This is a genomic window from Sphingopyxis indica, from assembly GCF_900188185.1.
GTDB lineage: Bacteria > Pseudomonadota > Alphaproteobacteria > Sphingomonadales > Sphingomonadaceae > Sphingopyxis > Sphingopyxis indica.
The window spans coordinates 882,232-908,210 of record NZ_FZPA01000001.1; the positions used below are offsets into that span (position 1 = coordinate 882,232).

General features: G+C 66.1%; 26 protein-coding genes and 4 tRNA genes. 13 read left to right on the plus strand and 17 right to left on the minus strand.

Annotation, left to right across the window (positions count from 1 at the left end; translation table 11 throughout):
• Positions 1–107: 107 nt before the first annotated feature.
• Positions 108–266 carry a hypothetical protein gene (locus CHB69_RS20030; protein WP_170935425.1) on the plus strand — a complete coding sequence of 53 codons (159 nt, stop codon included), beginning with the start codon at positions 108–110 and terminating at the stop codon, positions 264–266.
• On the opposite strand, the gene thiE is transcribed toward CHB69_RS20030, so the two are convergent.
• Positions 263–901, minus strand: a complete 639-nt coding sequence (gene thiE, locus CHB69_RS04160) for a thiamine phosphate synthase (RefSeq protein ID WP_089214649.1) — start codon at positions 899–901, stop codon at positions 263–265. The two genes, CHB69_RS20030 and thiE, sit on opposite strands and share 4 nt — an antisense overlap.
• Positions 902–936: 35 nt before the next feature.
• Between thiE and CHB69_RS04165 the strand changes: the two genes are divergently transcribed.
• Entirely contained in the window at positions 937–1,338 is a 402-nt protein-coding gene (locus tag CHB69_RS04165) for a hypothetical protein (protein WP_245836496.1), read from the plus strand.
• A gap of 104 nt (positions 1,339–1,442) precedes the next feature.
• Here the strand turns inward: CHB69_RS04165 and CHB69_RS04170 are convergent, their stop codons facing one another.
• The 5 genes from CHB69_RS04170 to tkt all read right to left on the minus strand — a co-directional run bounded on the left by CHB69_RS04170 (position 1,443) and on the right by tkt (position 7,402).
• Positions 1,443–2,099, minus strand: a complete 657-nt coding sequence (locus CHB69_RS04170; RefSeq protein ID WP_089214650.1) for an O-methyltransferase — start codon at positions 2,097–2,099, stop codon at positions 1,443–1,445.
• Positions 2,099–2,989, minus strand: a complete 891-nt coding sequence (locus tag CHB69_RS04175) for a fructose bisphosphate aldolase (RefSeq protein ID WP_089214651.1) — start codon at positions 2,987–2,989, stop codon at positions 2,099–2,101. The genes CHB69_RS04170 and CHB69_RS04175 overlap by 1 nt, the downstream gene beginning before the upstream one ends.
• A gap of 77 nt (positions 2,990–3,066) precedes the next feature.
• A complete protein-coding gene (locus CHB69_RS04180) occupies positions 3,067–4,263 on the minus strand; it encodes a phosphoglycerate kinase (RefSeq protein WP_089214652.1) in 1,197 nt (398 codons plus the stop codon).
• A gap of 129 nt (positions 4,264–4,392) precedes the next feature.
• Positions 4,393–5,400: a type I glyceraldehyde-3-phosphate dehydrogenase gene (gap, locus tag CHB69_RS04185; protein ID WP_089214653.1), complete on the minus strand. Its 1,008-nt coding sequence runs from the start codon at positions 5,398–5,400 to the stop codon at positions 4,393–4,395.
• 34 nt (positions 5,401–5,434) lie between these two features.
• A complete protein-coding gene (tkt, locus tag CHB69_RS04190; RefSeq protein ID WP_089214654.1) occupies positions 5,435–7,402 on the minus strand; it encodes a transketolase in 1,968 nt (655 codons plus the stop codon).
• Positions 7,403–7,553: 151 nt separating this feature from the next.
• Between tkt and CHB69_RS04195 the strand changes: the two genes are divergently transcribed.
• From CHB69_RS04195 to CHB69_RS04210, 4 genes are all read left to right on the plus strand, one after another.
• The gene (locus tag CHB69_RS04195; protein ID WP_089214655.1) at positions 7,554–7,760 is read left to right on the plus strand and encodes a two-component system sensor histidine kinase BasS; all 207 of its coding nucleotides are present in this window, start codon (positions 7,554–7,556) and stop codon (positions 7,758–7,760) included.
• On the plus strand, positions 7,753–8,241 hold the full coding sequence (locus CHB69_RS04200) for a cell division protein ZapA (RefSeq protein ID WP_089214656.1): 489 nt from the start codon (positions 7,753–7,755) through the stop codon (positions 8,239–8,241). Before CHB69_RS04195 ends, CHB69_RS04200 begins: the two co-directional genes overlap by 8 nt.
• A 217-nt stretch (positions 8,242–8,458) precedes the next feature.
• Complete coding sequence (locus CHB69_RS04205; RefSeq protein WP_089214657.1) at positions 8,459–9,040, plus strand: 5-formyltetrahydrofolate cyclo-ligase; 582 nt, start codon at positions 8,459–8,461, stop codon at positions 9,038–9,040.
• Positions 9,037–9,267 carry a DUF2842 domain-containing protein gene (locus tag CHB69_RS04210; protein ID WP_089214658.1) on the plus strand — a complete coding sequence of 77 codons (231 nt, stop codon included), beginning with the start codon at positions 9,037–9,039 and terminating at the stop codon, positions 9,265–9,267. Before CHB69_RS04205 ends, CHB69_RS04210 begins: the two co-directional genes overlap by 4 nt.
• Before the next feature lie 81 nt (positions 9,268–9,348).
• On the opposite strand, the gene CHB69_RS04215 is transcribed toward CHB69_RS04210, so the two are convergent.
• From CHB69_RS04215 to thyA, 6 genes are all read right to left on the minus strand, one after another.
• Positions 9,349–9,425: transfer RNA gene (locus CHB69_RS04215), tRNA-Asp, on the minus strand.
• A 43-nt stretch (positions 9,426–9,468) separates the two neighbouring features.
• On the minus strand, positions 9,469–10,665 hold the full coding sequence (locus CHB69_RS04220) for an AI-2E family transporter (protein WP_245836521.1): 1,197 nt from the start codon (positions 10,663–10,665) through the stop codon (positions 9,469–9,471).
• A 78-nt stretch (positions 10,666–10,743) separates the two neighbouring features.
• Positions 10,744–12,045, minus strand: a complete 1,302-nt coding sequence (locus tag CHB69_RS04225; protein WP_089214660.1) for a dihydrolipoamide acetyltransferase family protein — start codon at positions 12,043–12,045, stop codon at positions 10,744–10,746.
• A 5-nt stretch (positions 12,046–12,050) separates the two neighbouring features.
• Complete coding sequence (locus CHB69_RS04230; RefSeq protein WP_089214801.1) at positions 12,051–13,055, minus strand: alpha-ketoacid dehydrogenase subunit beta; 1,005 nt, start codon at positions 13,053–13,055, stop codon at positions 12,051–12,053.
• A gap of 32 nt (positions 13,056–13,087) precedes the next feature.
• On the minus strand, positions 13,088–14,383 hold the full coding sequence (locus CHB69_RS04235) for a thiamine pyrophosphate-dependent enzyme (protein ID WP_089214661.1): 1,296 nt from the start codon (positions 14,381–14,383) through the stop codon (positions 13,088–13,090).
• 94 nt (positions 14,384–14,477) lie between these two features.
• On the minus strand, positions 14,478–15,413 hold the full coding sequence (gene thyA, locus CHB69_RS04240) for a thymidylate synthase (RefSeq protein WP_281252640.1): 936 nt from the start codon (positions 15,411–15,413) through the stop codon (positions 14,478–14,480).
• A gap of 129 nt (positions 15,414–15,542) precedes the next feature.
• On the opposite strand from thyA, the gene CHB69_RS04245 reads away from it, so the two are divergent.
• Complete coding sequence (locus CHB69_RS04245) at positions 15,543–15,971, plus strand: JAB domain-containing protein (protein ID WP_212541883.1); 429 nt, start codon at positions 15,543–15,545, stop codon at positions 15,969–15,971.
• A gap of 103 nt (positions 15,972–16,074) precedes the next feature.
• A tRNA-Pro gene (locus CHB69_RS04250) sits at positions 16,075–16,151 on the plus strand.
• A 191-nt stretch (positions 16,152–16,342) separates the two neighbouring features.
• On the opposite strand, the gene CHB69_RS04255 is transcribed toward CHB69_RS04250, so the two are convergent.
• Positions 16,343–17,218 (minus strand): N-formylglutamate amidohydrolase, encoded by an 876-nt coding sequence (locus CHB69_RS04255; RefSeq protein ID WP_089214663.1) that lies wholly within the window; start codon positions 17,216–17,218, stop codon positions 16,343–16,345.
• Positions 17,219–17,361: 143 nt separating this feature from the next.
• Here CHB69_RS04255 and cpdR point away from each other — a divergent pair, with 143 nt between their 5' ends.
• On the plus strand, positions 17,362–17,739 hold the full coding sequence (gene cpdR / locus CHB69_RS04260; RefSeq protein WP_089214664.1) for a cell cycle two-component system response regulator CpdR: 378 nt from the start codon (positions 17,362–17,364) through the stop codon (positions 17,737–17,739).
• Between the two features lie 73 nt (positions 17,740–17,812).
• Positions 17,813–17,887 (plus strand) — tRNA-Val (locus CHB69_RS04265).
• Positions 17,888–17,926: 39 nt separating this feature from the next.
• Here the strand turns inward: CHB69_RS04265 and CHB69_RS04270 are convergent.
• On the minus strand, positions 17,927–18,493 hold the full coding sequence (locus CHB69_RS04270) for a septal ring lytic transglycosylase RlpA family protein (protein WP_089214665.1): 567 nt from the start codon (positions 18,491–18,493) through the stop codon (positions 17,927–17,929).
• Between the two features lie 118 nt (positions 18,494–18,611).
• On the opposite strand from CHB69_RS04270, the gene CHB69_RS04275 reads away from it, so the two are divergent.
• Entirely contained in the window at positions 18,612–20,924 is a 2,313-nt protein-coding gene (locus CHB69_RS04275; protein WP_245836498.1) for an ATP-dependent helicase, read from the plus strand.
• 46 nt (positions 20,925–20,970) lie between these two features.
• Here CHB69_RS04275 and CHB69_RS04280 read toward each other — a convergent pair.
• Positions 20,971–21,046: transfer RNA gene (locus CHB69_RS04280), tRNA-Ala, on the minus strand.
• A 94-nt stretch (positions 21,047–21,140) separates the two neighbouring features.
• On the opposite strand from CHB69_RS04280, the gene CHB69_RS04285 reads away from it, so the two are divergent.
• Positions 21,141–22,157 carry an NADP-dependent oxidoreductase gene (locus tag CHB69_RS04285; RefSeq protein ID WP_089214666.1) on the plus strand — a complete coding sequence of 339 codons (1,017 nt, stop codon included), beginning with the start codon at positions 21,141–21,143 and terminating at the stop codon, positions 22,155–22,157.
• Between the two features lie 128 nt (positions 22,158–22,285).
• On the opposite strand, the gene CHB69_RS04290 is transcribed toward CHB69_RS04285, so the two are convergent.
• Together CHB69_RS04290 and CHB69_RS04295 are read right to left on the minus strand one after the other, a co-directional pair.
• Positions 22,286–23,644 (minus strand): DEAD/DEAH box helicase, encoded by a 1,359-nt coding sequence (locus CHB69_RS04290; protein ID WP_089214667.1) that lies wholly within the window; start codon positions 23,642–23,644, stop codon positions 22,286–22,288.
• A gap of 113 nt (positions 23,645–23,757) precedes the next feature.
• Entirely contained in the window at positions 23,758–24,276 is a 519-nt protein-coding gene (locus CHB69_RS04295; RefSeq protein ID WP_089214668.1) for a hypothetical protein, read from the minus strand.
• A 178-nt stretch (positions 24,277–24,454) separates the two neighbouring features.
• Here CHB69_RS04295 and CHB69_RS04300 point away from each other — a divergent pair, with 178 nt between their 5' ends.
• Positions 24,455–25,879, plus strand: a complete 1,425-nt coding sequence (locus CHB69_RS04300; protein ID WP_141133906.1) for an FAD-binding oxidoreductase — start codon at positions 24,455–24,457, stop codon at positions 25,877–25,879.
• Positions 25,880–25,979 lie beyond the last annotated feature (100 nt).

Below are 25,979 nucleotides of genomic sequence, written 5' to 3' on the forward strand. Positions count from 1 at the left end.
TCTCTTGCGCCCCCACCGCGCCGGTGCAAGCGAAAAGGCGACGAACCGAAGCCGATTTGGCGCGCCGATCCAATCCCGCGGCCCGTTCCGCTGTCATAGGAGCGCGCATGGCCGATGCCCAATATCCCGAAGTGCCCTGCGCCCCCGCCTCGCCGCGCCACGCGCAGTCCGATCGCCGCACGCCCGGCGCCGGTCTCTTCGGCTGGCGCCGTGAGCGGCCGCTGCCGCAGGACGCCGCGAAGGCGGACCCGCCGCCGCGCCCCTAATCGGCCGCGGACGCTTCGAGCAGCGCCGCAAAGACCTGCACCGCAGCCGCGGGACCTTCTGCGTAATTCCATACGCCGCCCGACACCGCGAGGAAGTCGGCACCCGCGTCGATCAGCGGCTTCGCATTCTCCGGCGTGATCCCCCCGATCGCGACGCACGGCAGCTCGAACAACCCCTGCCACCAGCTCAGAATCTCGGGATCGGCGCGATGCTCGACGGTTTTCGTCGTGGTCGGAAAGAAGGCCCCGAACGCGACATAATCGGCCCCCGCCTCGCCCGCTTCCATCGCGAGGTGGCGGCTGGCGTGGCACGTCACGCCGATCTGCGCCCCCGGCCCGAGCAGCCGGCGTGCCTCCTTCGGGTCGCCGTCGCCCTGCCCCAGATGGACGCCGTCGGCGCCGATCCGCTTCGCAAGCGCCATATCGTCGTTGACGATGAAGGCGACATCGTGCGCGGCGCAGATCGCCTGCAGCGGCTCGGCAAGCCGCGCCGCCTCGTGCTGGCTCAGCCCCTTGACGCGAAACTGGAACGCCGCGACCGGCCCGGCGGACAGCGCCGCCTCGAGCCGGTCGGGAAAATCGCCGCCGACGTCGAGCGGCGAGATCAGGTAAAGCTGGCAGGTATGGGTGGTCATGGCGGGTTCATAGCGGCGGCGTCAGACTCCGGCAAATGCAGATCGCGCCGCGCCTCGCCCTTCCCGCATTCACCGCCGTCATGACGCTTTCGGCCTGCGCCACGGCCAGTTCGCAAACCCCTTTGCCCGACGGCCGCGACATCGCGCTCGGCCAGCGCGCGATGGTCGACGGCCCGGTCGTCCAGCCCGTCGAGATACTCGAAGACAGTCGCTGCCCGGCGAACGCGCGCTGCGTCTGGGCGGGCCGCGTCCGCGTCAAGATGCTGTGGCTGCGCCCGACCGGCGAAAAACAGCCGTTCGAGGTCACCCTCGGCGAAGCGACCCCTCTCGCCGACGGCGCCATCCGGCTCGAATCGGTGCGGCCCGAAAAGGAGACAGCCGCCCCGATCGCACCCGAAGACTACCGCTTCTCGCTACGCTTCGACGGCGGATTATAGCGTTACTCGCCTCGTCACCCTGGACCTGATCCGGGGTCCATCGGAGCCGCTGTGCGAAGAATGGATCCCGGGTCGGGCCCCGAATGACGAAGAAGTGCAGCCGCTTACCGCACCCGCGCCAGCACAAACCCGTCCCAGCCTTTCGCCCCGACCGTCTGCACCGCCGTCGCGTCGAGCCGCGGGTCGCCTTCGAGCCTGTCGAACAATGCGCGCGTCCCGCGAACGCCGTTGTCGGCGCTATCGGCGTCGAGCACCCCGCCCGCGCGCACGACATTGTCGACGACGATCACCGTCCCGCTCCGCCCCAGCCGCACCGCCTCGGCGACATAATGCGGATTGCCCTGCTTGTCGGCGTCGATGAACACGAAGTCGAAGGGCGGGTCATCCGCCATCGCGGCCAGGCTGTCCTTCGCCGGCCCCACGCGAATATCGACCCGGTCCGCCAGCCCCGCGCGCGTCAGATTTTCCTCCGCCACCCGCGCATGTTTGCGATCGACCTCGAGCGTCACGAGCCGCCCGTCGGCGGGCAAGGCGCGCGCGAGCCAGATCGTCGAATAGCCGCCGAGTGTCCCGACTTCCAATATGCGCCGCGTCCCCGCCATCTGCGCGAGCAGGAACAGCATCTTGCCCTGCGCCGGCGACACGTCGATCGGCGGCAGGCCTTGCGCTTCGTTGTTGGAAAGGGTGGCGGCAAGCGCGTCGTCGGTGCCGAGCAATTTCCCGGCGATATAGTCGTCGACGGCTTGCCACCTCTCTCCCATCAGGCGACCGAGGCCGCGTGAATCTCGTCAATCGCGCCGCCAAGCGAGCGATCGAACGCGTCGTCGTCCATCGACGCGCGCAAATCTTCGAGCAGCGCGCGGCTGAAGCTCGCGATCATCCCGCGATTCTTGGCCAGTTCCGCGCAAGCCTCAGGCCGCGCGAAACCACCCGACAGTGCGACGACGCGCAGCACCTTCGGATGATCGACCAGCGGAGCGTAGAGATTGGCCTTGGCCGGGATCGACAGCTTGAGCATCACCGGCGCGCCGTCCCACGCATCGAGTTCGGCGAGCAGCGCATCGAGGAGCAGCCGGTCGGCAGCATCGCGCTCGGGGCTCTTGATGTTGATCTCGGGCTCGATGATCGGCACCAGCCCGTGCGCCGCGATCCGCTTCGCCTCGGCGAACTGCTGCCGCGCGATCGCCTTGATTCCTGCTGGATTGGCGAGGTTGATGACGCTGCGCATCTTGGTCCCGAACACGCCCTTCGCAACCGCGCGCTCGCACAAGGCATCGAGCTCGGGCATCGGCTTCATCAGCTGGACGCCGTCGGCTTCGGGCTCCAGCCCCTTGTCGACCTTCAGAAAGGGCACCACGCCGCGTTCCCACAGCAGCGCCGGCACGGGCTTGCCGCCCGCCTCGCCGTCCATCGTCCGCTCGAACAGGATCGCGCCGATCACCTTGTCGCCATTGAAGCAGGGTGACGTCACGATGCGGCTGCGCATCGCGTGGATCAGCGCGAACATCTCCTCCTCGTTGGAGAAAGCGTCCTCGCCGATGCCATAGCCCTTCAAAGCCTTGGGCGTCGACCCGCCGCTCTGGTCGAGCGCGGCGATGAACCCCCGCCCCGATTTGATCTTGTCGAGCATTTCGGCGTTGGCGGTGGTCATAGGGTCTCCGTGCGTTGCATACGTATGTTGCGGCGCGCATAGCGTCCCGCCGGGCGGGATGCAATGCTGTGAAAAGGTCAGCCTTTCAGCGCGTCGACGCCCGGCAACGGCTTGCCTTCCATCCACTCGAGGAAGGCGCCGCCCGCGGTCGAAACGAAGGTGAAATCGCCCGCCACCCCGGCATGGTTCAGCGCCGCGACCGTATCGCCGCCGCCCGCGACCGAGATCAGCGATCCTTCGCGGGTCAGCGCCGCCGCGGTCTTCGCGAGCGCGACCGTCGCCGCGTCGAACGGCGGGGTCTCGAACGCGCCGAGCGGGCCGTTCCACACGAGCGTGCGGCACGTCTTGAGCACGTCGGCCAGCGCCTCGACCGCGGCGGGGCCGACGTCGAGGATCATTTCGTCGGGCGCGACTTCATGGACGTTCACGGTGCGCGTCGGCGGATTGGGCGCGAACTCGCGTGCCACCACGACGTCATAGGGCAGGTGGATCGTGCAGCCGGCGCTGTCGGCCGCCTCGAAGATCGCATTGGCGGTATCGACCAGATCATGCTCGCACAGCGATTTGCCGACATCGACCCCGCGCGCGGCGAGGAAGGTGTTCGCCATGCCGCCGCCGATGATCAGATGGTCGACCCTGCCGACGAGATTCTTGAGCACGTCGATCTTCGTCGACACCTTGGCGCCGCCGACCACCGCCGCCACGGGATGCGCGGGGTTGCCCAGCGCCGCGTCGAGCGCCTTGAGCTCGGCCTCCATCGCACGGCCCGCAAAAGCCGGCAGGCGATGCGCGATGCCCTCGGTCGAGCCATGCGCGCGGTGCGCCGCCGAAAAGGCGTCGTTGACGTAAAGGTCGCCGATCTCGGCGAGCGCATCGGCAAAGGCCGGGTCGTTCTTTTCCTCGCCGGGATAGAAGCGCGTATTTTCGAGCACCGCGACGTCGCCGGGCGCGAGCACCGCGACGCCCGCCTTCGCGCCGTCGCCGATGCAGTCGGGGATGAACATCACGCTATGGCCGAGCACATCCTCGAGCCCGCCCATGACGAGGCTCAGCGACTGCGCCGGGTTCTTCGCGCCCTTGGGACGGCCGAAATGCGCGAGCAGCAGCACGATCGCGCCCTTGTCGGACAGTTCGCGGATCGTCGGCACCGCGGCCTGCAGCCGCGTCGCGTCGCTTACCGCACCGTCCGCCATCGGCACGTTCAAATCGACGCGGACGAGCACACGCTTGCCGGTAACGTCGCCAATATCGTCGAGGGTTTTGAACGCGGTCATCGACGTTTCCCATTCCTGTTTCCGTTTGCCCTGAGGAACCGCTGAGCTTGTCGAAGCGGTGTCTCGAAGGGTCCTTCGAGACGGGCCTTCGCCAAGCTCAGTCCCTCCTCAGGACGAACGGTGATCAATTCAAAGCAACCCCGCGATCACGCCGGCGGTATCGACCATGCGGTTCGAGAAACCCCATTCATTGTCGTACCAGCTCACCACGCGCACCAGCTTGCCTTCGAGCACCGCGGTCTCGAGGCTGTCGACGGTCGAGCTTGCCGGGCAATGATTGTAATCGATCGACACCAGCGGCTCGTCGGAGAAGGCGAGAACGCCCTTCAGCGCGCCTTCCGACGCATCCTTCAGGATCTGGTTCACCTCATCCTTCGTCGTATCGCGCTTCGGCGTGAAGGTCAGGTCGACCAGGCTGACGTTCGGGGTCGGGACGCGGATCGCCGATCCGTCGAGCTTGCCCTTGAGTTCGGGCAGCACTTCGCCGACCGCGCGCGCGGCGCCCGTCGTCGTCGGGATGATCGACATCGCGGCGGCACGCGCGCGGCGCATGTCGCTGTGGATCTGATCGAGGATCTTCTGGTCGTTGGTATAGGCGTGGACCGTGGTCATCAGCCCGCGTTCGATGCCGAGCGCGTCGTTCAGCACCTTGGCGACCGGCGCCAGGCAGTTGGTGGTGCAGCTGGCGTTCGACACGATCTTGTGCTCGGCGGTCAGCTTGTCGTGGTTGACGCCATAGACGACGGTCAGGTCGACGCCCTTCGCGGGGGCCGAGATCAGCACGCGCTTGGCGCCGGCGTTGAGGTGCTTGCCCGCGCTTTCGGCGTCGGTGAAAAAGCCGGTGCATTCGAGCGCGATGTCGACGCCCAACGCGGCGTGCGGCAGGTTGGCGGGATCGCGCTCGGCGGTCACCTTGATCGCCTTGCCATTGACGAACATCTGGTCGCCTTCGGTCTTCACCTCGCCCGGGAAGGGGCCGTGGACGCTGTCGCGCTTGAACAGCAGCGCATTGGCCTTGGCGTCGGCCAGATCGTTGATCGCCACCAGTTCGAGGCCGCAGTCGGGGCGCTCGAGGATCGCGCGGGCCACCAGGCGGCCGATGCGTCCGAAACCGTTGATTGCGACTTTCACTGCCATGTCGAAACGTCCTTTCTGCGTGGGGGGCCAGTCCTCAGTTATTCAGCCGTGCCATGATCTGGGGCGTGATAGCATCGGCGGTAAGGCCGAAATGCTTGAATAGGTCTTCGATCGGGGCCGAAGCGCCGAAACCGTCGATGCCGAAGCGCAGGCCGTCGCGGCCCGTATAGCGCTCCCAGCCAAAGGTCGTGCCCGCCTCGATCGAAACGATCAGCGCATCGCGCGGCAGAATGCTCGCCTGATAGGCGGCATCCTGCTCGTCGAACAGCTCGGTCGACACCATCGAAACGACATCGGCGCCCTGTCCCGCGGCCTCGAGCTGGTCGGCGATCTCCATCGCGAGCGACACTTCGGAACCCGTCGCGACGAGCACCACCTTGCGCGCCGCCGACGCATCGCGCAGCCGGTAACCGCCTTTCAGGCAAAGATTTTCCGTGACGTCATGGCGCAGCGGCGGCAGGTTCTGGCGGGTCAGCGCGAGCAGCGTCGGCCGATCCTCCTGCGCCAGCGCGATCGCCCAGCATTCGGCGGTTTCGACCGCGTCGGCGGGGCGCATGACGAGCAGGTTCGGCATCGCGCGCAGCGCCTGCAGATGCTCGATCGGCTGGTGCGTCGGACCGTCCTCGCCCAGCCCGATGCTGTCGTGCGTCATCACATAGACGACGCGCTGGCGCTGGAGCGCCGACAGGCGGATCGCGCCGCGGCAATAGTCGGAAAAGACCAGGAAGGTGCCGCCATAGGGGATCACTCCGCCGTGCAGCGCCATGCCGTTCATTGCCGCCGCCATGCCGAACTCGCGGATGCCGTAATAGATATAGCGGCCCGAATAATCGTTGCGGGTCAGCGGCTTGGTCGACGAAGTTTTGGTGTTGTTCGAACCCGTCAGGTCGGCGCTGCCGCCGACGAGCGCCTCGATGTCGGCGGTCAGCGCGGTCAGCGCATTTTCCGACGCCTTGCGCGTCGCGACCTTGGGCGGCTCGGCGACGAGGCCGTCGAGATAGGCCTTGAACGCCGCGCCCGGGGTCACATGGCCGGCGATCCGCGCCTCGAAATCCTCCTTCTTTGCGCTGCTTGCAAGGCGATTCTGCCATTCGGCGCGAAGACGCTTGCCCTTTTCGCCAAAGGCTTTCCACGCCGCGGCAATGTCGGCGGGGATGACGAAGGGTTCGGCGGTCCAGCCGAGCGTCTCGCGCGCTGCCGCAACCTCGTCGACGCCCAGCGCCGCGCCGTGCGTCGCCGACGTGCCCTGCTTGTTCGGCGCGCCGAAGCCGATGATCGTCTTGCACGCGATCAGCGACGGCCGCTCGTCGGCCAGCGCGGCGTCGAGCGCGCGGCGGATGTCGGCGGGGTCGTGCCCGTCGCAGCTCTCGACATGCCAGCCGGTCGCCGCATAGCGCGCCCGCACGTCCTCGCTCGTCGACAGGTCGGTCGCGCCGTCGATCGTGATCTTGTTGTCGTCCCACAGCACGATCAACCGACCGAGCTTCAAATGTCCAGCCAAACCAATGGCTTCGTGGTTGATGCCCTCCATCAGGCAGCCGTCGCCGGCTACGACATATGTGCGATGATCGACCAGATCGTCACCATAGACCGCATTCAGATGCCGCTCGGCGATCGCCATCCCGACCGCCGTCGCGAGCCCCTGCCCCAGCGGCCCCGTCGTCGTCTCGACCCCCGCGAGCTCGAAATTCTCCGGATGCCCGGCGCACGGGCTGTTCAGCTGGCGGAAATTGCGGATTTCGTCGATCGTCGGATGCGCGTAACCCGCGAGATGCAGCGTCGCATAAGCGAGCATCGAGCCATGCCCCGCCGACAGCACGAATCGGTCGCGATCAGGCCACGCCGGATCGGCGGGATCGAACTTCAGATAATCCGAATAGAGCAATGTCGCGACATCGGCCATGCCCATCGGCATCCCGGGATGACCGCTGTTCGCGGCCTGTACGGCGTCCATCGCAAGCGCGCGGATGGCGTTGGCGAGCTGGCGTTCGGGCAATGTCATGGGTCCCCCGCAAATGACTGGGCTGGCGTGCGCGACTGCCCTTTGCGGCGCGGCGGGCAGGAGTCAACCGCCCGCGGCAAGAATCGCCCAAAAAGCTGCGCTCCTCGCAGGGCAATTGCGCCAAAGGGGTGCCGCTGCTACGCCTTTGGCCATGGAACTCGATCTCGACGAATCCAGCCTCGCCATCGGCCGCATCGAACGCGCGCTGAGCCGCATCGAGAAAGCCCTTGCCCAACGCGCGGCCCCTTCGACGCCCGCTTCGACCGGCGACTCCACCGACTCGGCGGCGCTCAAGGCCGAGGTCGCGGCGGTGATCGGTGAGCTCGACCGGCTGATCGCGGAGGCGAAAAATGGCTGATGTCCATCTGAATATCGCCGGGCGCAGCTACGACGTCCATTGCGCCGACGGGCAGGAGGAACAGCTTCGCCAGCTTGCCGCGATGGTCGATGAAAAGGCGCGCAGCATGACCGGCAGCACCGAAGTGCGCCAATTGCTGTTCGCGGCGCTGATGCTCGCCGACGAAGCGAGCGAGGCGCGCGGCAAGGTCGAAAAGGCCGGACCCGAGTCGGATTCGCTGCGCGCCGCCGTCGCCTTGGCCGAAAGCCGCGCCGCGGCGGCGCAGGATGAATTGAAGGCGGCGCAGCTTCGCGAAAAAAGGGCGCTGCACGACGCGAAAGTCGCTGCCCAGCGCGAAGAATCAGCGCTCGCCGAACTCGAAAAGCTGCGACAGGGCGCCCCGGTCGCGCCGCCCGCGCCCGCCGGCCGTCACGACCGCGCGCTGATGCAAATCGCCGACCGGATCGAGGCGCTGGCCTCGACCGTCGAGCAAATGGCTTGAGGCGCGGCGCCGCAATCCCTAAATAGAGCGCGGCGGGCACTGCCCGGCACGAGCCGCTGCGAATATCCCTGAGGCGATACATCATCCAAGGGAGCTGTCCCTGCCCGGACCCTGGTCCGACGTATACGGCCCCCACCTGACGTTACTGGCGTCAGAGGATCTTCCGGCAAACGACCATGGCGGTCCCGCCAACCCGCCAATTACCGAGGGCCAGGCGATGAACGACCCGTCCGCCGATTTGGCCCTGCAAAAGCAGCAGCTTCGCGAGCGCCTCCGCTTTCGGCGCAAGCATTTTGCGGCGAATCTCGACGCAATGGCACGACTCGCCGCCTTCCGCATCGTGCCGCAGCCGCTCGCCGAGCGCCTGACCGGCCGCGATCCGGTCGCGGCCTATGTCGCGTGGGGCGACGAACCCGATATCGTCCCGATGCTCGCGGCCTATCCGCTCGCCCTTCCCCACCACGGCGACCGATCGGACGCCATGAGCTTTTGCCGCTGGACGCCGGGCGAAGCGCTCGCGAAAGGGCCATGGGGCACCGAACAGCCGTGCGAGCCATCCGGTCCCGTCGAGCCCGCGCTCATCTTCTGCCCGCTCGTCGGTTTCGACCGCCAAGGGAACCGGCTGGGTCAGGGGGGCGGACACTATGACCGCTATTTCGCGGATCATCCCGCAATTCCACGCATCGGCGTCGGCTGGTCGGTGCAGGAGGTCGATGCGCTTCCTGCCGAACCGGCCGACATGCCGCTCGACGCCGTGCTCACCGAGCAGGAATTCATAATTTGCGGAGAAACTTTGTGAGCGACAAGCCCGCCAATCCCGACCCCAGCTGGCGCAAGCCCGCGGGCATCTTTCTGATCCTTCTGCTGATCGCGGCGTGGGCGGCGATCATCGTCAGCCTGTCGCCGTGGGTCGGCACCTGGCCGATTCTGGTGCAGGGGGTCTTCTATCTCGCCGCGGGGATAGTCTGGATTCTGCCGCTCAAGCCGCTCTTGCGATGGATGGAACTGGGACGCTGGCGCGGCTGACGGGCCGCGCCGATCCTGATATATCACTGCGATGAAATGCTCCCAAGCCGCGGCCGCCATTCCGTCCTAAAAGGCAGGAAATGGCGCGAGTGACGGGGCTCGAACCCGCGACCTCCGGCGTGACAGGCCGGCACTCTAACCAACTGAGCTACACCCGCGTGTGCTTGGGAGCCGCGCCAATATTGCCCCCGCTCCGGCGTGTCAACCGTCGCTTTCGCTCTGCGCGCGATTTAATCGACTTCGCATTTCCTCGGCGGCGGTCAGCGTGCCGCGTTCGAACAGGAAACCCGCCAGATCGGGGGTTCCGGTCGAATGGAGGATCGTCTGCAAAATCAGCAGCAAAGGCACCGCGAGCAGCGCGCCGGGGGTTCCCCAAACCCAGCCCCAGAAGCTGAGCGACACCAGAATCAGCAGCGGATTGATCGTCAATCGCCGCCCGAGCACGAGCGGGGTAATCAGATTCGCCTCGAACAGATGCACGCCGATGAAGATCAGCGCGGGAATCAGCGCAAATCCCACCGCGTCGAATGTCATCAGTCCGCCCAGACCCAGCAAGATCGCCGCGACGATCGGCCCCAGATAGGGCACGAAATTGCAGATCGCCACGATGCCGCCCCACATGAAGGGCGACGGCATACCGAGCGCCCAGAGCAATAGCGCGACGGTCAGGCCCAGGATCGCGTTGATCATCGTGATCGTCGCCAGATAGTCGGCGGTCGCGTCGACGACGTTCTGGATCACCCGCGCGGTCTGCATCGCCCCGTCGAAGCTGCCACGCCGGCGGATCGTTCCCTTGCGCAGCCGCGTCCAGCCGGCGAGGAAGAAAAAGACGACAAGGATGGCGAAGAAAAGCTGGATCGCCGCTGCCGGCGCCGCAGAGATGAAATAATCGAACACCGACGTCGGCGCGGTGTCGGCCATCGCCTGCGCGGTCGCTTCGGTCCCGCTCGCCACCGAGGTCAGCGTGCGGTCGACGAAGCGCTGGAGCGTCGCATAAAAGTCAATGAGCGGCGCAAGGTTGCTCTGGATCCGCGGGATCGATTCGGGCAACCGCGCGAACCAGCCCGTCGCGGGCACGACGATGATCGCCAGCGCCGCGTTGATCAGCGCCAGAAAGGCCGCGAGCGACAGGAAAGAGGCAAGGCCCGACGGCACACCGCGCCGTTCGAGCCATTCGAGCATCGGCACGAGTGCGATGGCGATGACGATCGCCGCGGTCAGCGGCAGAAAGAATTCGGCCCCCGCCTGCAACGCGAAGGGCAGCCCCAGGCAAAAGGCCGCGCCGAGGATCAGCGCGAGCGCCGCGAGCAGGCGGTCGCGCCGGAAATCGTCGATCTCGATCTGCTCGAGGGGGTCGGTGCGCGCCGCCGGCAACTCCCTCCGTCCCCTGTCCTCGATCACCCTGCCTGCCTCCCGGTCATGCTTCCTCTTACGCGAGCTTCGACGCGCGCGCCAGCGGGCAGCGAGGGCGGGCGCTCAATCGGCGAACAGCAGGACCGGCGTTTCGACGAGCTTCTTCAATGCCTGGACAAAGCTCGCCGCGTCCCAGCCATCGACGACGCGGTGGTCGCAGCTGATCGACAGGTTCATCAGCTTTGCCCGGCGGATATCGTCGCCCCCCAAGGCATTTTTGGCGAAGACGGGGCGCTCGACGATCTTGTTCGGGCCGATGATCGCGACCTCGGGGCGGTTGATCACCGGCGTCGTCGCGATGCCACCAAGCGGGCCAAGCGAGGTTATGGTCAGCGTGCCGCCGGTCAATTCCTCTACCCTGGCCTTGCCTGTGCGCGCCGCTTCGGCGAGGCGGGTGATTTCGGCCGCGAGCTGCCAGACATTCTTGTCCTGCGCGTCGCGGATCACCGGCACCATCAGCCCGGCGTCGGTCTGCGTCGCCATGCCCAGATGCACCGCGCCGTGGCGCGTCACCACGCCGCCCTCATCGTCGTAGCGCGCGTTGATCATCGGAAAGTCGGGGATCGTGCGGCAGATCGCGACGATCAGGAAGGGCAGCATCGTCAGCTTGGGGCGCTGGCCGCGGTTGGCGTTCAGATCGGCGCGCATCGCCTCGAGCGCGGTGACGTCCATTTCCTCGACATAGGTGAAGTGCGGGATCGCGCGCTTCGACGCCGCCATATTCTCGGCGATCTTGCGGCGCATCCCGATCACCTTGACCGGTTCGTCGGCGCGCGCGCGCGGCGTGCCGGGCGCAAGATACCCCTGCCCCGCGCTGTAGCGCAGATAGGCGTCGAGATCGGCGTGGCGGATGCGATCTCCTTCGGCCTGGACCTGGGCCAGGTCGACACCCAGATCCTTCGCGCGCGCGCGAACGGCGGGCGAGGCGAGAACCGGACGGTCGGCCTCCGCCTTGGCGGAAGCAGGCGCCGGCTCGGGTGCCGATGCCGGCGCGGGCGCGGGAGCCGGAGTGGGAGCAGCCACCTCCGCCTTCACCGGCGTCGCCTCTTCGGCGCCCGGCGTCCCGGCTTCGATTTCCTCTTCGGCGGCTTCCTCGGCCGGTGTCTCTTCCTCGGCCACCTCCTCGTCGGTTTCGATCACCGCGAGCGTCGAGCCGATCGAAATCAGGTCACCGACCTCGCCGGCAATCTCGACCACCACGCCCGAAACGGGCGATTCCATCTCGACCGTCGCCTTGTCGGTCATCATGTCGGCCAGCTGCGCGTCTTCCTCGACGCGCTCACCCACCTTGACGTGCCACGCGACGATCTCAGCCTCGGCGATACCCTCGCCGATGTCGGGCAAACGAAACGAATAGCGCGCCATGGCGGTCAGTCCTTCATGATCTTTTCGAGCGCGGTCGCGATGCGGACCGGCCCGGGAAAATAGGCCCATTCGAGGCTGTGCGGATAGGGCGTGTCGAAACCCGTGACGCGCTCGACCGGCGCCTCGAGATGATAGAAACAGCGTTCCTGCACCAGCGCGGCGAGTTCGGCGCCGAAGCCCGAGGTGCGCGTCGCTTCGTGGATGATCAGGCAGCGACCCGTCTTCTTCACCGACGCCTCGATCGCCTCGATATCGAGCGGCAGCAGGGTCCGCAGGTCCAGGATTTCGGCGTCGATGCCGCTTTCCTCGATGATGGTCTTGGCGACATGCACCATCGTGCCATAGGCAAGGACGGTGACCGCCTCGCCCTCGCGCACCGTCGCCGCCTTGCCGAGTTCGACGCGGTAATAGCCTTCGGGCACCGCGCTCGCCTCATGCTTCGACCAGGGCTCGACCGGGCGGTCGTAATAGCCGCTGAAAGGGCCGTTATAGATGCGCTTGGGTTCGAGGAAGACGACCGGATCATTGTCCTCGATCGCCGCGATCAACAGCCCCTTGGCGTCGCGCGGGTTCGACGGGATCACCGTTTTCACGCCGCAGATATGCGTCATGATGCTCTCGGGCGACTGGCTGTGCGTCTGCCCGCCGAAAATGCCGCCGCCAAAGGGGGTGCGCACCGTCATCGGACAGATGAAGTCGTTCGCCGAACGATAGCGCAGCCGCGCCGCTTCGCTGACGAGCTGGTCGAGGCCGGGGTAGATATAGTCGGCGAACTGGATCTCGGGCACCGGGCGCAGCCCATAGGCGCCCATGCCGACCGCGACGCCGATGATGCCGCATTCGTTGATCGGCGTGTCGAACACGCGCGTCTTGCCGTGCTTTTTCTGCAGGCCCGCAGTCGCCCGAAAGACGCCGCCGAAAAAGCCGACGTCCTCGCCCATCACGACGACCTTGTCGTCGCGCTCCAGCATGACGTCCATCGCGCTGTTGATCGCCTCGATCATGTTCATCGTCTTGGTTGCGCCAGAGTCTTTGAGCGTCATCATTCGGGCTTCCAGTCGGGGCCGAACTTCTTTTCCTGTTCGGCGAGCATCTGCGCGCATTGTTCCTTGAGATGCCACGGCATCTCCTCGAACACATCCTCGAACATCGTCTCGAAGGGCTGGTGCATCCCATGCCCGAGAATACCGAGTTTTTCCGACTGTTTCTGGCTCGTCTTGACCAGCTCTTCGAGCTCCTTGCGGAGCGCTTCATGCCGCTCGTCATCCCATTCGCCCAGCATCTCGAGATGCTGCTTCAGCCGCGCGATCGGATCGCCGAGCGGCCAGGCGCTCGCTTCCTGCGCGGCGCGATAGGCGCTCGGGTCGTCCGAGGTGCTGTGGCCTTCGGCACGATAGGTGAAATGCTCGATCAAGGTCGGGCCGTTGTTCGTGCGCGCCCGGTCGGCCGCCCACTGGGTCGCGGCATAGACCGCCAGCGGGTCGTTGCCATCGACGCGCAGCCCGGCGATGCCATAACCGACGGCACGCGCCGCAAAGGTCGTCCGCTCGCCGCCGGCAAAGCCCGAGAAGCTCGAAATCGCCCACTGATTGTTGACGACGTTGAAGATGACGGGAGCGTTATAGACGGTCGCAAAGGTCAGCGCTGAATGAAAATCGCCCTCCGCCGACGATCCCTCGCCGCACCACACCGTCGCGATGCGGCTGTCGCCCTTCGACGCCGACGCCATCGCCCAGCCCACCGCCTGCGGATATTGCGTCGCGAGATTGCCCGACACGCTGAAGAAACCATGCTCGGGCGCCGAATACATGATCGGGAGCTGCCGCCCGAGCAGATGATCGCCGCGGTTCGAGTAGATCTGGTTCATCATCTGGATCAGCGGATAGTCGCGCGTGATCAAAATGCCCTGCTGGCGATAGCTCGGGAACACCATGTCGGCGCGGTCGATCGCCATCGTCGAGGCGACCGACGTCGCCTCCTCGCCCGTGCATTTCATGTAAAAGCTGGTCTTGCCCTGCCGCTGGGCGCGGAACATGCGGTCGTCGAACGCGCGCGTCAGCATCATATGGCGGAGCATCTGGCGCAGGCGGTCGGGTGCGAGATTGGGGTTCCACGGCCCCTTCGCTTCGCCGTCGAAATCGAGCACGCGGACGAGCCCGTAGCAAAGCTCGCGCATCGCGTCGGGCTTCGACGCTTCGCCGGGGCGCGGCGTCGCCTCGACCGCGGGAACGACGATGTCGCCGAAGTCGGGGGTGTCGCCAGGCCGATAGCGCGGCTCGGGAATATGGAGCGACAGCGACGGCAGATTGCTCGCCGCTGGCGGGGGCGTTTCGGGCATGGCATCGTCCCTTCGAGGCGCGAATCGCCGCGCCGTTATATTTCAATTGAACGACATATTATTGCTTTGCGCATACCAATGCAATGGCTGCCGCTCAGACCGCGACGGGCGCGGAAATATGCGCCTGCGGCGCGTAATCCTCGACCGCGAAATCGTCGAAGCGATAATCGAAGATGCTCTCTGGACGCCGCAATATCCGCAGCTTCGGCGCCCCGCCCGGCACGCGCTTCATCTGCTCTTCGACCAGTTCGGCATGGTTGAGATAGAGATGCACGTCGCCGCCGGTCCAGATCAGCTCGTGCGCCGTCAGGTCGCATTGCTGCGCGATCATCCGGGTCAGCAGCGCCGCCTCGAAGACATTGAACGCAAAGCCCAGCCCAAGGTCGCACGACCGCTGAAAGAGCAGGCACGACAGCCCGCCGTCGCTGCGGACATGAAACTGATAGGTCATGTGGCACGGCGGCAGCGCCATGCGATCGAGATCGGCGACGTTCCAGCCGGTGAAGATATGGCGGCGCGATCCGGGGTTGTTGCGCAGCGAATCGATCAAGGCAGCGATCTGGTTGTGCCCCGCCTCGGCGCGGCGAAAAAGCCCGTCGCCCGCCGGTTCGTAGCGCGGCCAGTTCACCCATTGCCGGCCATAGACCGGCCCCAGATCGCCCCAGGCGCGCGCGAATTCTTCATCGGCGAGTATCCGCGCCTCGAACGCCTCGGCGCTCACATCCTCGCCGGTTTCGCGGCGATAGCGGTCGAGCGGCCAGTCGGTCCAGATTCGCACCCCCTGCGCGATCAGCGGGCGGATATTGGTATCGCCGGTCAGGAACCACAAAAGTTCGCGCAGCGCGGTCTTCCAATAGACGCGCTTGGTCGTGAGCAAGGGAATCGCGTCGTCCGCGAGCGAGAATCGCATCGTTTCGCCGAACAGCGAGCGCGTCCCCACCCCCGTGCGGTCGACACGCTCGTCGCCTTCGATCCAGATGCGGCGCATCAGGTCGAGATATTGCAGTTCATAATGGATGGATTCGGCCAAGACTCGCTCCCGTGTTACTGGCTCTTTGCTAGGCCCGCCCCGCCCGGGCGGCAAGCGCCGGCGGGCGAGGGTCCGTTCCGGTTCAGTCGATGCTTGGCGGGCCGCGGTCCTCGCTCCCAAAAGGGAGCCATGACAAAGGTCGACCAAATCGACGAGGATGCGGCATTGGCCCGCCCCGACGGCTTCACTCCGTTGAGCGCGGAGGACGAATTCGCTCGCCTCCTGCTGCGCCCGCACTTTGCGGTTACCTGCGAAACGCTGGTGCTGGCGGGGTTCGATGCGATCGAGCGCCTGACCGCCGTGCAACCGATCGAAGCGACCGGCGCGGACCGGTGCCGGATCGCGCCGCACCGCTGGCGCGCCGTTTTGACCGCCGGAACGCAGCATGTTCTGATCGCCCACAATCACCCGTCCGGCGAAGCTCGGCCCAGCCGTGCCGATCTCGATTTCACGCGCAAAGCCGCCGATTTTCTCGCCAATCTGGGCATCGACCTGATCGACCATCTGATTTTCGTCGACACGGGGCATTTCAGCTTTCGCCGCGCCGGGCTGCTTTAGAAACCGCAATTGCCGCAATGTGGCGATTGGCGCTTGATGTTCGCCAAATGCGCGTCTAGAGGACCGCCCTGCCCTCGCGCCGGTCCGCCGGCGCCGGATCGGTCGGGGAGTAGCTCAGCCTGGTAGAGCACTGTCTTCGGGAGGCAGGGGCCGGAGGTTCGAATCCTCTCTCCCCGACCATTTCACCGCGAATATCGCGACATTGGCAGTTTTTCCGTCGTCGCTTCTTGTAACGCGGCGCGCAACATCCTAGATTGCCGGTACGCCGCCATGGTTTCCCCCTTACCATCGCGGCGAGTGCCCCGTCAGCATGACGCGGGTGCGTCCTCCCTGGACCCTGGCCACCTCGTACCCCGGTACGAGGTGGTTTTTTATTCGGCAGCGAGCAGCAGCGAATTATCGCCCGGAAAAAGCTCCGCCAGTTCGGTCAGAAGCTCCGAAAACCACTGCGCCAGTCGCGCAGCACGCGCGGCGTCGGGGTAGCGATCGCCGCCCAGATAGAGGGTGCGGTCGATCTCGATCTGAACCGCGTCGATCCCCTCTGCGGGTCGCCCGTGCGTCCGCACGATATGCCCCCCCGCATAGGGTTGATTGCGTCCCACAGGCTCCCCGAGTCGCGCGGCGGCCGCGATCACGCGTTCGACCAGCTCGGGATCGGCGGTCGCGCCGTGACGATCGCCGACGATCAGGCGCGCGCCATGGCCCGCCTGTCCCGGCGGGATCGGCGGCATGCTGTGCAGGTCGATCAAGATAGCGCGTCCAAAGCGGTCGCGCACCGCCGCCAGTTCGCCGGCGAGCGCGGCATGATAGGGCCGGTGAAGCCGGTCGAGCCGCCATTCGAGCTCGGCCCGGTCAAGCGGGCGGCGCCACAGCGGACCGCAATGCGACAGGCGCGTCGGAACGACGCCCAGCCCGGCGCGTTCCTTGCGTCCCGGCGCCGAAAACTGCGGACGCAGCATCGGCGCGACTTCGCCCGGCGCCATCTGTCCTTCGCCGCGATTGCAGTCGGCGACGGCGCGCGCCCACATGGCTCGCACCACAGTCGCGCCGCTCTGTTCCGCCCCGGCGGCAATCCTGTCGCACCAGCTGTCCTCCAGCCGCTCCAGATCCTCTTTGGACACGCGCGCCGCCGCCAGTATTTCGGGCGGATAAATGCGTCCGGCATGGGGGATGGACACGACGACGGGGCCGTCGGCCGCCGGACGGTTGACAGCGATTGCCGGGAGCGGGATGCTGGGGCGCGCCATCAGAGAGGGGTGGCAAAAAACGGACCGCGAATCCAGTCGTCCTCGCCAATTTGTTAAATCTCTGCCGCTATGACGGCGCTTCGAAACGAGGGATACGCCGCCCATTGTGCCGGCGCAAAAACGATCAAAGGCTTCTTTTTCGAATGATTCGCATCTTGCTGGCCGAGGACGATGACGTGATGCGCGAATATCTGTCGCGCGCGCTGACGAGTGCCGGCTATCACGTCACCGCCGTCGATCGCGGAACCGAAGCCGTCCCCTATATCGATTCGGGAACGTTTGACCTGCTGCTGTCGGACATCGTGATGCCCGAGATGGACGGAATCGAGCTGGCCCAGCACACCGCCAGGGTGGCGCCGCAGACGCAGGTGATGTTCATCACCGGTTTCGCCGCAGTGTCGCTGCGCGCCGAGGAAAATGTGCCGCAGGCGAAGCTGCTGTCCAAGCCCTTCCACCTCAAGGATCTGGTGCGCGAGGTCGATGCATTGTTCGACAGTGCCGACCGGTCGCACCAACAATAATCGCATTTCGTCGCGCGGGGGGCTTGCCAGCCCGCGTGGAGGCCTTTAAGGGGCGCGTCACCCCGAAACGTGTGGGCGTGTAGCTCAGTGGTAGAGCACTGTGTTGACATCGCAGGGGTCGCAAGTTCAATCCTTGCCACGCCCACCATTTTCTTCCCTTACCGTCGTTTCGAACCGCCTTCGCGGATCAGCCCCCGCTCGCGAGGCGCGAGCGCAGCCCTTGCAGTTCGCGCGGCGACAGCGGCGCCAGCGCGCGCGCCGGCTTGCCCTTGCGCAGCCTTGCCCGGTCCTTTTCGGAAGGCTCGATGCGGCGCACGCGCACCGCGGCATGACCCTGGGCGCGAATGCCGAGCTCTTCGGCGGCGCCCTTCGACAGGTCGATGATCCGCCCGCGCCCCGCAAACGGCCCGCGATCGTTCACCCGAACGACGATCCGGCGCCCCGTATCGAGCGAGGTGACCTCGACATAGGTCGGCAGGGGCAGCGTGGTGTGCGCCGCGGTGATCCAGCCGGCGCGAAACTTCTCGCCATTTGCGGTGCGGTTGCCCGATTCATTGCCGTACCAGCTCGCATAGCCGACCGCGTCATAGGCGGGCGCCGCCGCGGGCACATAGGTCGTGCCGCGCACGGTATAAGGTGGGCCCACTCTGACCGGCGTGTCTGCGACGGGGCGGTAATGGCCGCCCGCGCAGGCCGCGAGCGTCAAAACCGCCAGCGCCGCGCTTGCCGACCGGATAAGCCATCGTCCCCGCATCGCCGCGACCGTAGATCGTCGAACGGCCGATGGGAAGCCCGCGCAGACGCCGCGCCGCGCGCTTCGTCCCGTCGTCGCGCACTGGACAGCGCGCACGCTGTTCCCTAATCGTTCGCGCGTGAACGACCTCCCCGCCTCGCCGCCCGACATCCCGTCCCCCGACCCCTCGGACCCGCCCTATCTGCGCGGACTGAACGGCCCGCAGCGGCAGGCGGTGCTCACGACCGAAGGCCCGGTGCTGATGCTCGCCGGCGCGGGCACGGGCAAGACCGCGGCGCTGACCGCGCGGCTCGCGCACATCATCGCGACGCGGCGCGCATGGCCCTCCGAAATCCTCGCGGTCACCTTCACCAACAAGGCGGCGCGCGAGATGCGCGAGCGTATCGGGCGGATGATCGGCGACGCGGTCGAGGGGATGCCGTGGCTCGGCACCTTTCACAGCATCTGCGCGAAGATGCTGCGCCGCCATGCCGAACTCGTCGGCCTGCAGAGCAATTTCACGATCCTCGATACCGATGACCAGCTTCGCGTCTTGAAGCAGTTGATCCAGGCCGACGGGCTCGACGAAAAGCGCTGGCCCGCGCGCCAGCTCGCGGGGCTGATCGACAAGTGGAAGAATCGCGGGCTGACCCCCGCCGACCTCGATGCCGCCGACAGGGAAGCCTATGCCGACGGCAAGGGGCAGCATTTCTATGCGCTCTATCAGGCGCGGCTGAAGACGCTCAATGCCTGCGACTTCGGCGACCTCCTGCTCCACATGCTCGTCATCCTGAAAACGCACCGCGACGTGCTCGAACATTATCAGCAGCGTTTCAAATATATCCTCGTCGACGAATATCAGGACACCAACGCCAGCCAATATCTCTGGCTGCGGCTGCTCGCGCAGGCGCGCAAGAATATCTGCTGCGTCGGCGACGACGACCAGTCGATCTATTCGTGGCGCGGTGCCGAGGTCGCGAACATATTGCGCTTCGAAAAGGATTTCCCCGGCGCGACGGTGATCCGCCTCGAACAGAATTACCGCTCGACGCCGCAGATCCTCGCCGCGGCGTCGGCGCTGATCGCGCAGAACTCGGACCGCCTCGGCAAGACGCTGTGGACCGAGCTCGATGCTGGCGACAAGGTCCGCGTCGTCGGCGTATGGGACGGGCCCGAGGAAGCGCGGCGGATCGGCGAAGAACTCGAAGACCTCCAGCGCCAGAACATTTCGCTCGACCGCGCCGCGATCCTCGTCCGCGCGCAGTTCCAGACGGCAGATTTTGAAGAGCGCTTCACCCGGATCGGGATGCCTTATCGCATTCACGGCGGCCGACGTTTCTGGGATCGCGCGCATACGCGAGACGTGACGGCCTATCTTCGCGTTGTCGATCAACCTGCGGACGATCTCGCTTTCGAACGAATTGTCAACACGCCCAAGCGCGGGTTGGGCGACAAGAGCGTTGCAACGCTGTCACAAATCGCACGCGGTCAACGTATCTCGCTTTCGTCCGCTGCCACATTCGTCGCCAACACCGATGAACTGCCGCAGCGCGCGCGCAGCACGCTGGCTCGCCTCACCGGTGATTTTGAACGATGGCGAGAAAAACGGGATCAATTGAGTCCCAGTGAACTGGCCGAACTCGTCATGGAAGAGTCGGGCTATATAGCAATGCTGAAAGCCGATCGCTCCATCGAAGCGGCGGGTCGACTAGAGGATTTGCAGCAAATTCCCCGTTTAATGGAGGAATATGAAACCCTTGAAGCCTTCCTCGAACATATCAGCCTGGTCACGGCCGCCGATCAGGAGGCGACGCAGGAACAGGTCACGATCATGACGATTCACGCCGCCAAGGGCCTCGAATTCGACCATGTCTTCCTTGCGGGCTGGGAGGACGGCGTCTTCCCGTCGCAGCGCGCGATGGACGAGGGCGGGACTGCGAGCCTCGAAGAGGAACGCCGCCTCGCCTATGTCGCGATCACCCGCGCCCGCCAGCGCGCGAGCATCTATCATGCGGCCAACCGGCGCATCTATGGCCAGTGGATGAGCAGCATCCCGAGCCGCTTCATCGCCGAAATTCCGCCCGAGCATGTGGAGAGCGAGAACAGCTTCGGCGGCGGGCAAAGCCTGTGGCGCGCCAACTGGTCGGCGCAGGGCGATCCCTTCGCGCATGTTGCCGAGCGCAACCCCGCGCGCACGATGACGCGCGGCCCCGCGTGGCAGCGCGCGGTCGCGCAATCCTCGACGATCACCCGCGCGCCCGCGCCGTCGGAAAAAGGCCCCGCCGCCTCGGTCGGCGCCAAACCGCGCAGCGATCTCGCGATCGGCATGCGCGTCTTCCACGAAAAATTCGGCTATGGCGAGATCATGGACATCGACGGCAACAAGCTGGAGGTCGAGTTCGACCAGGCGGGCCCGAAGCGCGTCCTCGATGGCTTCGTGCGTGCGGCCTGAAGCTGTGCCGCGTCGATACGTTTTGATTTGGAACCGGAAGGGTCGCTGGTGGAGCCGAGGGGAATCGAACCCCTGACCTCTGCAGTGCGATTGCAGCGCTCTCCCATCTGAGCTACGGCCCCGCGACCGGGCGGCTCTTAACGAGCCCGCCCGGCGGTGGCAACGGCTTTTCTGACCATCGGGCCGTCCGCCGCATAAAAAGTGGGGGTGAGAGATATGGCCAAGGCCTGGCATCTGGTGAGTCGCCCGCAGGGGCTGCCGACGATCGACAATTTTGCGCTGCGCGACCTGCCCGACGCGCCGCTCGACCATAATCAACTGCGCGTCCGCAACCGCTGGCTTTCGGTCGATCCCTATATGCGCGGGCGCATGAACGACGCCAAAAGCTATACGGCGAGCTTCCAGATCGACCAGCCGATGACCGGCGGCGCGATCGGCGAGGTCGTCGAGAGCCGCATGGAGGGCTTCGCGCCCGGCGACCTGATCCTCCATATGGGCGGCTGGCGCGACGGCGGGATCATCGGCCTCGACATGTCGCCGTTCAAGCTCCCCGACGAGGCGCTCGCGACGGGCATGGCTCCGCAGACCTTCCTCCACAATATGGGACTCACCGGCGGCACCGCATGGATCGGCCTGCTGCGTATCGCCGCGGCCAGGCCCGGCGACACCGTCTTCGTCTCGGCTGCGGCGGGCGCGGTGGGCTCGGCGGTCGTGCAGATCGCCAAGGCGCGCGAGATGGCGGTGATCGGATCGGCCGGCGGCGCGGAAAAATGCGCCTGGGTCAAGAGCCTCGGCGCCGATGCCGTGGTCGATTACAAGGCCAGACCGGTGCTGGCCGGCCTGTCCGAAGCCCTCGAATCGCTCGGCAAGCCCGGCATCGACGTCTATTTCGACAATGTCGGGGGCGAGCATCTCGACGCGGCTTTCGCGACCGCCAACGACTTCGCGCGCTTTGCGATCTGCGGCATGATCGACGTCTACAACGACGGACACCCGCAGGAGATGAAATATCTGATCCGCGCGATCCCGGCGCGCATCCGCATGGAAGGCTTCATCTACACCGACCAGTTTTTCGAGTGCATGGAGGAATTCTATGCCGACATGGGCGGATTGATCGCGAGCGGCGCGGTGACGATGCGCGAGACCGTGCATGACGGGCTGGAGGCCACGCCCGATGCCTTCCTTGGCCTCTTTTCGGGGCAGAATATCGGAAAGATGCTCGTCCGGGTTTAGGCGGAAAGCGATCGCCACGAAGCGTTGAGCTATTTTACGACCTTGTCATTCCCGCGAAAGCGGGAATCCAGTTCCAGCGTTGCTTCTGGATTCCCGCTTTCGCGGGAATGACAACGGTTAAGAGAAGGTCAGCTCCCGAAACCCACCGAAAGAAAGTCGGGCATCGGGCCGTTCCAGCCGTCGTCGGGGCCATCGTCGTCCCGACGCGCAGGCCTGGCGCGCGGCGCCTCTGTCTTTGGTGCCCGCTCCTTGCGGCGGTCGTCTTCCTTGCGCGCCTCGCGCTTCGGTTCGTCCTTGGCCTTGCGGCCGCCGCGGCGACCCCGGCCGCCGGTCTTGGGTGCGGCCTCGCCTTCGCCTTCGTCGCTCGCCGTCTCGCTGCGTCCCAGCACCTCGATCTTCGTGCCGGTCAGCTTCTGGATATTGTCGATCGCCTCGTCGTCCGACGGGGTAATCAGCGTGAAGGCGCGCCCCTTCGCCCCCGCGCGGCCCGTGCGGCCGATGCGGTGGACATAATCGTCGGGATGCCACGGCGCGTCGAAGTTGAAGACGTGGCTGACGCCCTTCACGTCGAGCCCGCGCGCCGCGACGTCGGAGGCGACGAGGATGTTGATGTCGCCCTTTTTGAAGCGGTCGAGTTCGGCGATGCGGCTCGACTGGTCCATGTCGCCGTGGATCTCGCCCGCGCGATAGCGGTGGCGCTGCAGCGACTTGGCGAGTTCGCGCACCGTCGTCTTGCGGTTGCAGAAGATGATCGCGGTCGCGATATCCTCATCCTCGATCAGGCCGCGCAGAGTCTCGCGCTTGCCGCGCTCGCTCGTCTTGACCAGGAATTGCGCGATATTCTCGTTGGCGGTCGCGGGGCGCGCGACCTCGATCGTCTTGGGGTTCGACAGAAATTTGTCGGCGAGCTTCTTGATCGGCGGCGGCATCGTCGCCGAAAAGAGCAAAGTCTGGCGATTCGCGGGCAGCTTGGTGCAGATATTCTCGATGTCGGGGATGAACCCCATATCGAGCATCCGGTCGGCTTCGTCGATCACGAGCAGGTTGCAGCCGGTGAGCAATATCTTGCCGCGCTCGAACAGGTCCATCAACCGGCCGGGGGTCGCGATCAGCACGTCGACGCCCTTTTCGAGCGCCTTGATCTGGTCGCCCATCTGGACGCCGCCGATGAGCAGCGCCATCGAAAGTTTGTGATATTTGCCGTATTTCTCGAAATTTTCCGCGACCTGCGCGGCGAGTTCGCGCGTCGGCTCGAGAATCAGCGAGCGCGGCATCAGCGCGCGGGTGCGGCCGTGCGCCAGAATGTCGATCATCGGCAGCACGAAGGACGCCGTCTTGCCCGTCCCCGTCTGCGCGATGCCGATCATGTCGCGCATCATCAGGACCGAGGGGATCGCACCCGCCTGAATCGGCGTCGGCTCATCATAGCCGGCTTCGCTGACGGCGCGCAAAAGTTCGTCGGAAAGGCCGAGGTCGGCAAATTTCATAAGGTCATCATGTCCGGAATAGGTTACGGCGCGACGTCCCACATCCGCCATCGCTGCCGCGGCCCTTGGGGAAAGCGCGGCGAAAAGTCAAGGAATGCCGACGATATTCGCGATCAGTCGTCGTCGTCGCGCGGGACCGGCACCATCAGGCGGAACTTGTCGACCTCGCAGCGCGCGCCGGTGCGCGCGTGAATTTCGTCGCGATCCTCGCAGAGCCGCCCGTCCTTGTTGCCCTTCATGTAAAAGCCCGCATAGAAATCGAGCGCGCGGCAACCGCGATTGAGCTGCGCGCGCAGGCGCCGGTTCTGGCGCGTGATCAGGTCGATGCTGTCGCGCTGTACCGCCTGCATCCCCATGATGTCGCGCATCGCGACGCATTTCGGCGCCTTTTTCTCTTTCCACACGATCGGCGTCTCGCGAATGCGCGCCGAGGGGGCGGGCGGTGCCGAAAAATTGGTGAGCGGCGAACGGCGCGCGGGCACGCGGATGATCAGCTGCTGCTCGATAACGACCTGGAAATGCGCGGACGGCGGCTCGATCGAAAGGGCCGGCACCGCCACCGGCAAAGGCGCCGGAGCCGCGTCGCCGGCGACCGACAAAGCGCCGAGGATGAGGGCGGCCGACGTCAGCACAAGCGCGGCCCCGCGCCTTCAACGCCAGTCGAGATCATGCTGTCCACGCTAAGCTCCCGCGCCACTGCCGGCTGGACGAAAGGCCCGCTTTCGTCCATCCCCCTTTAACACCCGTGATTGAACAGCAAATGAATTGATCGGGTGTCAAGTCACACCCAAGCCAAGACCGAGCGGTTCGATGCCTCACACCCCCTCCCCCGACCTTTTGAAGCGCCTGCAAAAACTGCTCGGCCCCAAGGGCTACACCGGCGACGCCGACGCGATGGCCCCTTGGCTCACCGACTGGCGCGGCAAATATCATGGCCGCGCTGCCGCGATGCTGTCGCCCGCCACGACCGAAGAGGTGGCGGCGGTGGTGCGACTGTGCGGCGAGGAAGGCGCGGCGCTGGTGCCGCAGGGCGGGAACAGCGGCATGGTCGGCGGCGCGACGCCCGATGCAAGCGGCACGCAGCTGCTGCTCAGCCTGCGGCGCATGAACCGCATCCGGTCGATCGACCCCGCGGCCCGGCTCGCCGTCGCGGAGGCCGGCGTCATTCTGGAAAATTTTCACCATGCGGCGCTCGACCACGGAATGCGCTTCCCGCTGACGCTCGGCGGCAAGGGATCGGCGACGATCGGCGGGCTGGTGTCGACCAACGCCGGCGGGACGCAGGTATTGCGCCACGGGACGATGCGCGCGCTCGTCGCGGGGATCGAAGCGGTGCTGCCCGACGGGCGGATTTTCGACGGCCTCGCGCCGCTCAAAAAGGACAATCGCGGCTACGACCTCAAACATCTCTTGTGCGGCGCCGAAGGGACGCTCGGCATCGTCACCGCCGCCTGTCTGCGCCTCGTTCCCGCGGCAACGTCGCGCGCAACCGCGTGGATCGGGCTGGCATCGCCCGGCGAGGCGCTGTCGCTGCTCTGCCGCCTCGACGCGGCGCTCGGCCGCCAGCTCGAGGGGTTCGAGCTCATTCCGCACGCCTGCCTCGACGCCGTGCTGCGCCACATTCCGCAAACGCGCGCGCCGCTCGCGAACGACCACCCCTGGTACGCGCTCGTCGAGCTAGCCGGCGATGCCGGCGACGACCTCGAAACGGCGCTGCAGGCCGCGCTGGCCGACGCGCTCGACTCGGCGCTGATCGACGATGTCGTGATCGCGAAGAACGAGGCCGAGAGCGAAGCCTTGTGGAAGCTGCGCGATTCGATTTCGGAGGCCGAGCGTGCCGACGGGCCAGCGCTCCAGCACGATGTCAGCGTGCCGGTCGATCTGATGCCGCGCTTCATCGCCGAAGACCCGCAGCGCCTGTCGGCCGCCTTTCCGGGGGTGCGAACCGTATCGTTCGGCCATCTCGGCGACGGCAATGTCCATCACCATGTCCAGCCGCCCGCCGATGTCGATGGCAAGGCGTGGCTCGACACGCACGGCGAGGACGTCAGCCGGCTCGTCTATGCCCATGTCCTCGAACTCGGCGGGTCGATCTCGGCCGAGCACGGCATCGGGCAGATGAAGCGCGACCTCCTCGCCGAACTCGACAGCCCTGCCCGGCTCGCGGCGCTGCGCGGCGTCAAGGCGGGGCTCGACCCTGCCGGGATCTTCAATCCGGGCAAGCTGATCGGCTGAATCGCCGCGCGCGGGGCGATCGCGTATGGACCCTGAAAACAAGTTGGCGATTATTCCCTGAACATTCGTGGACACCCCTCACTCCGTCATTGCGAGCGAA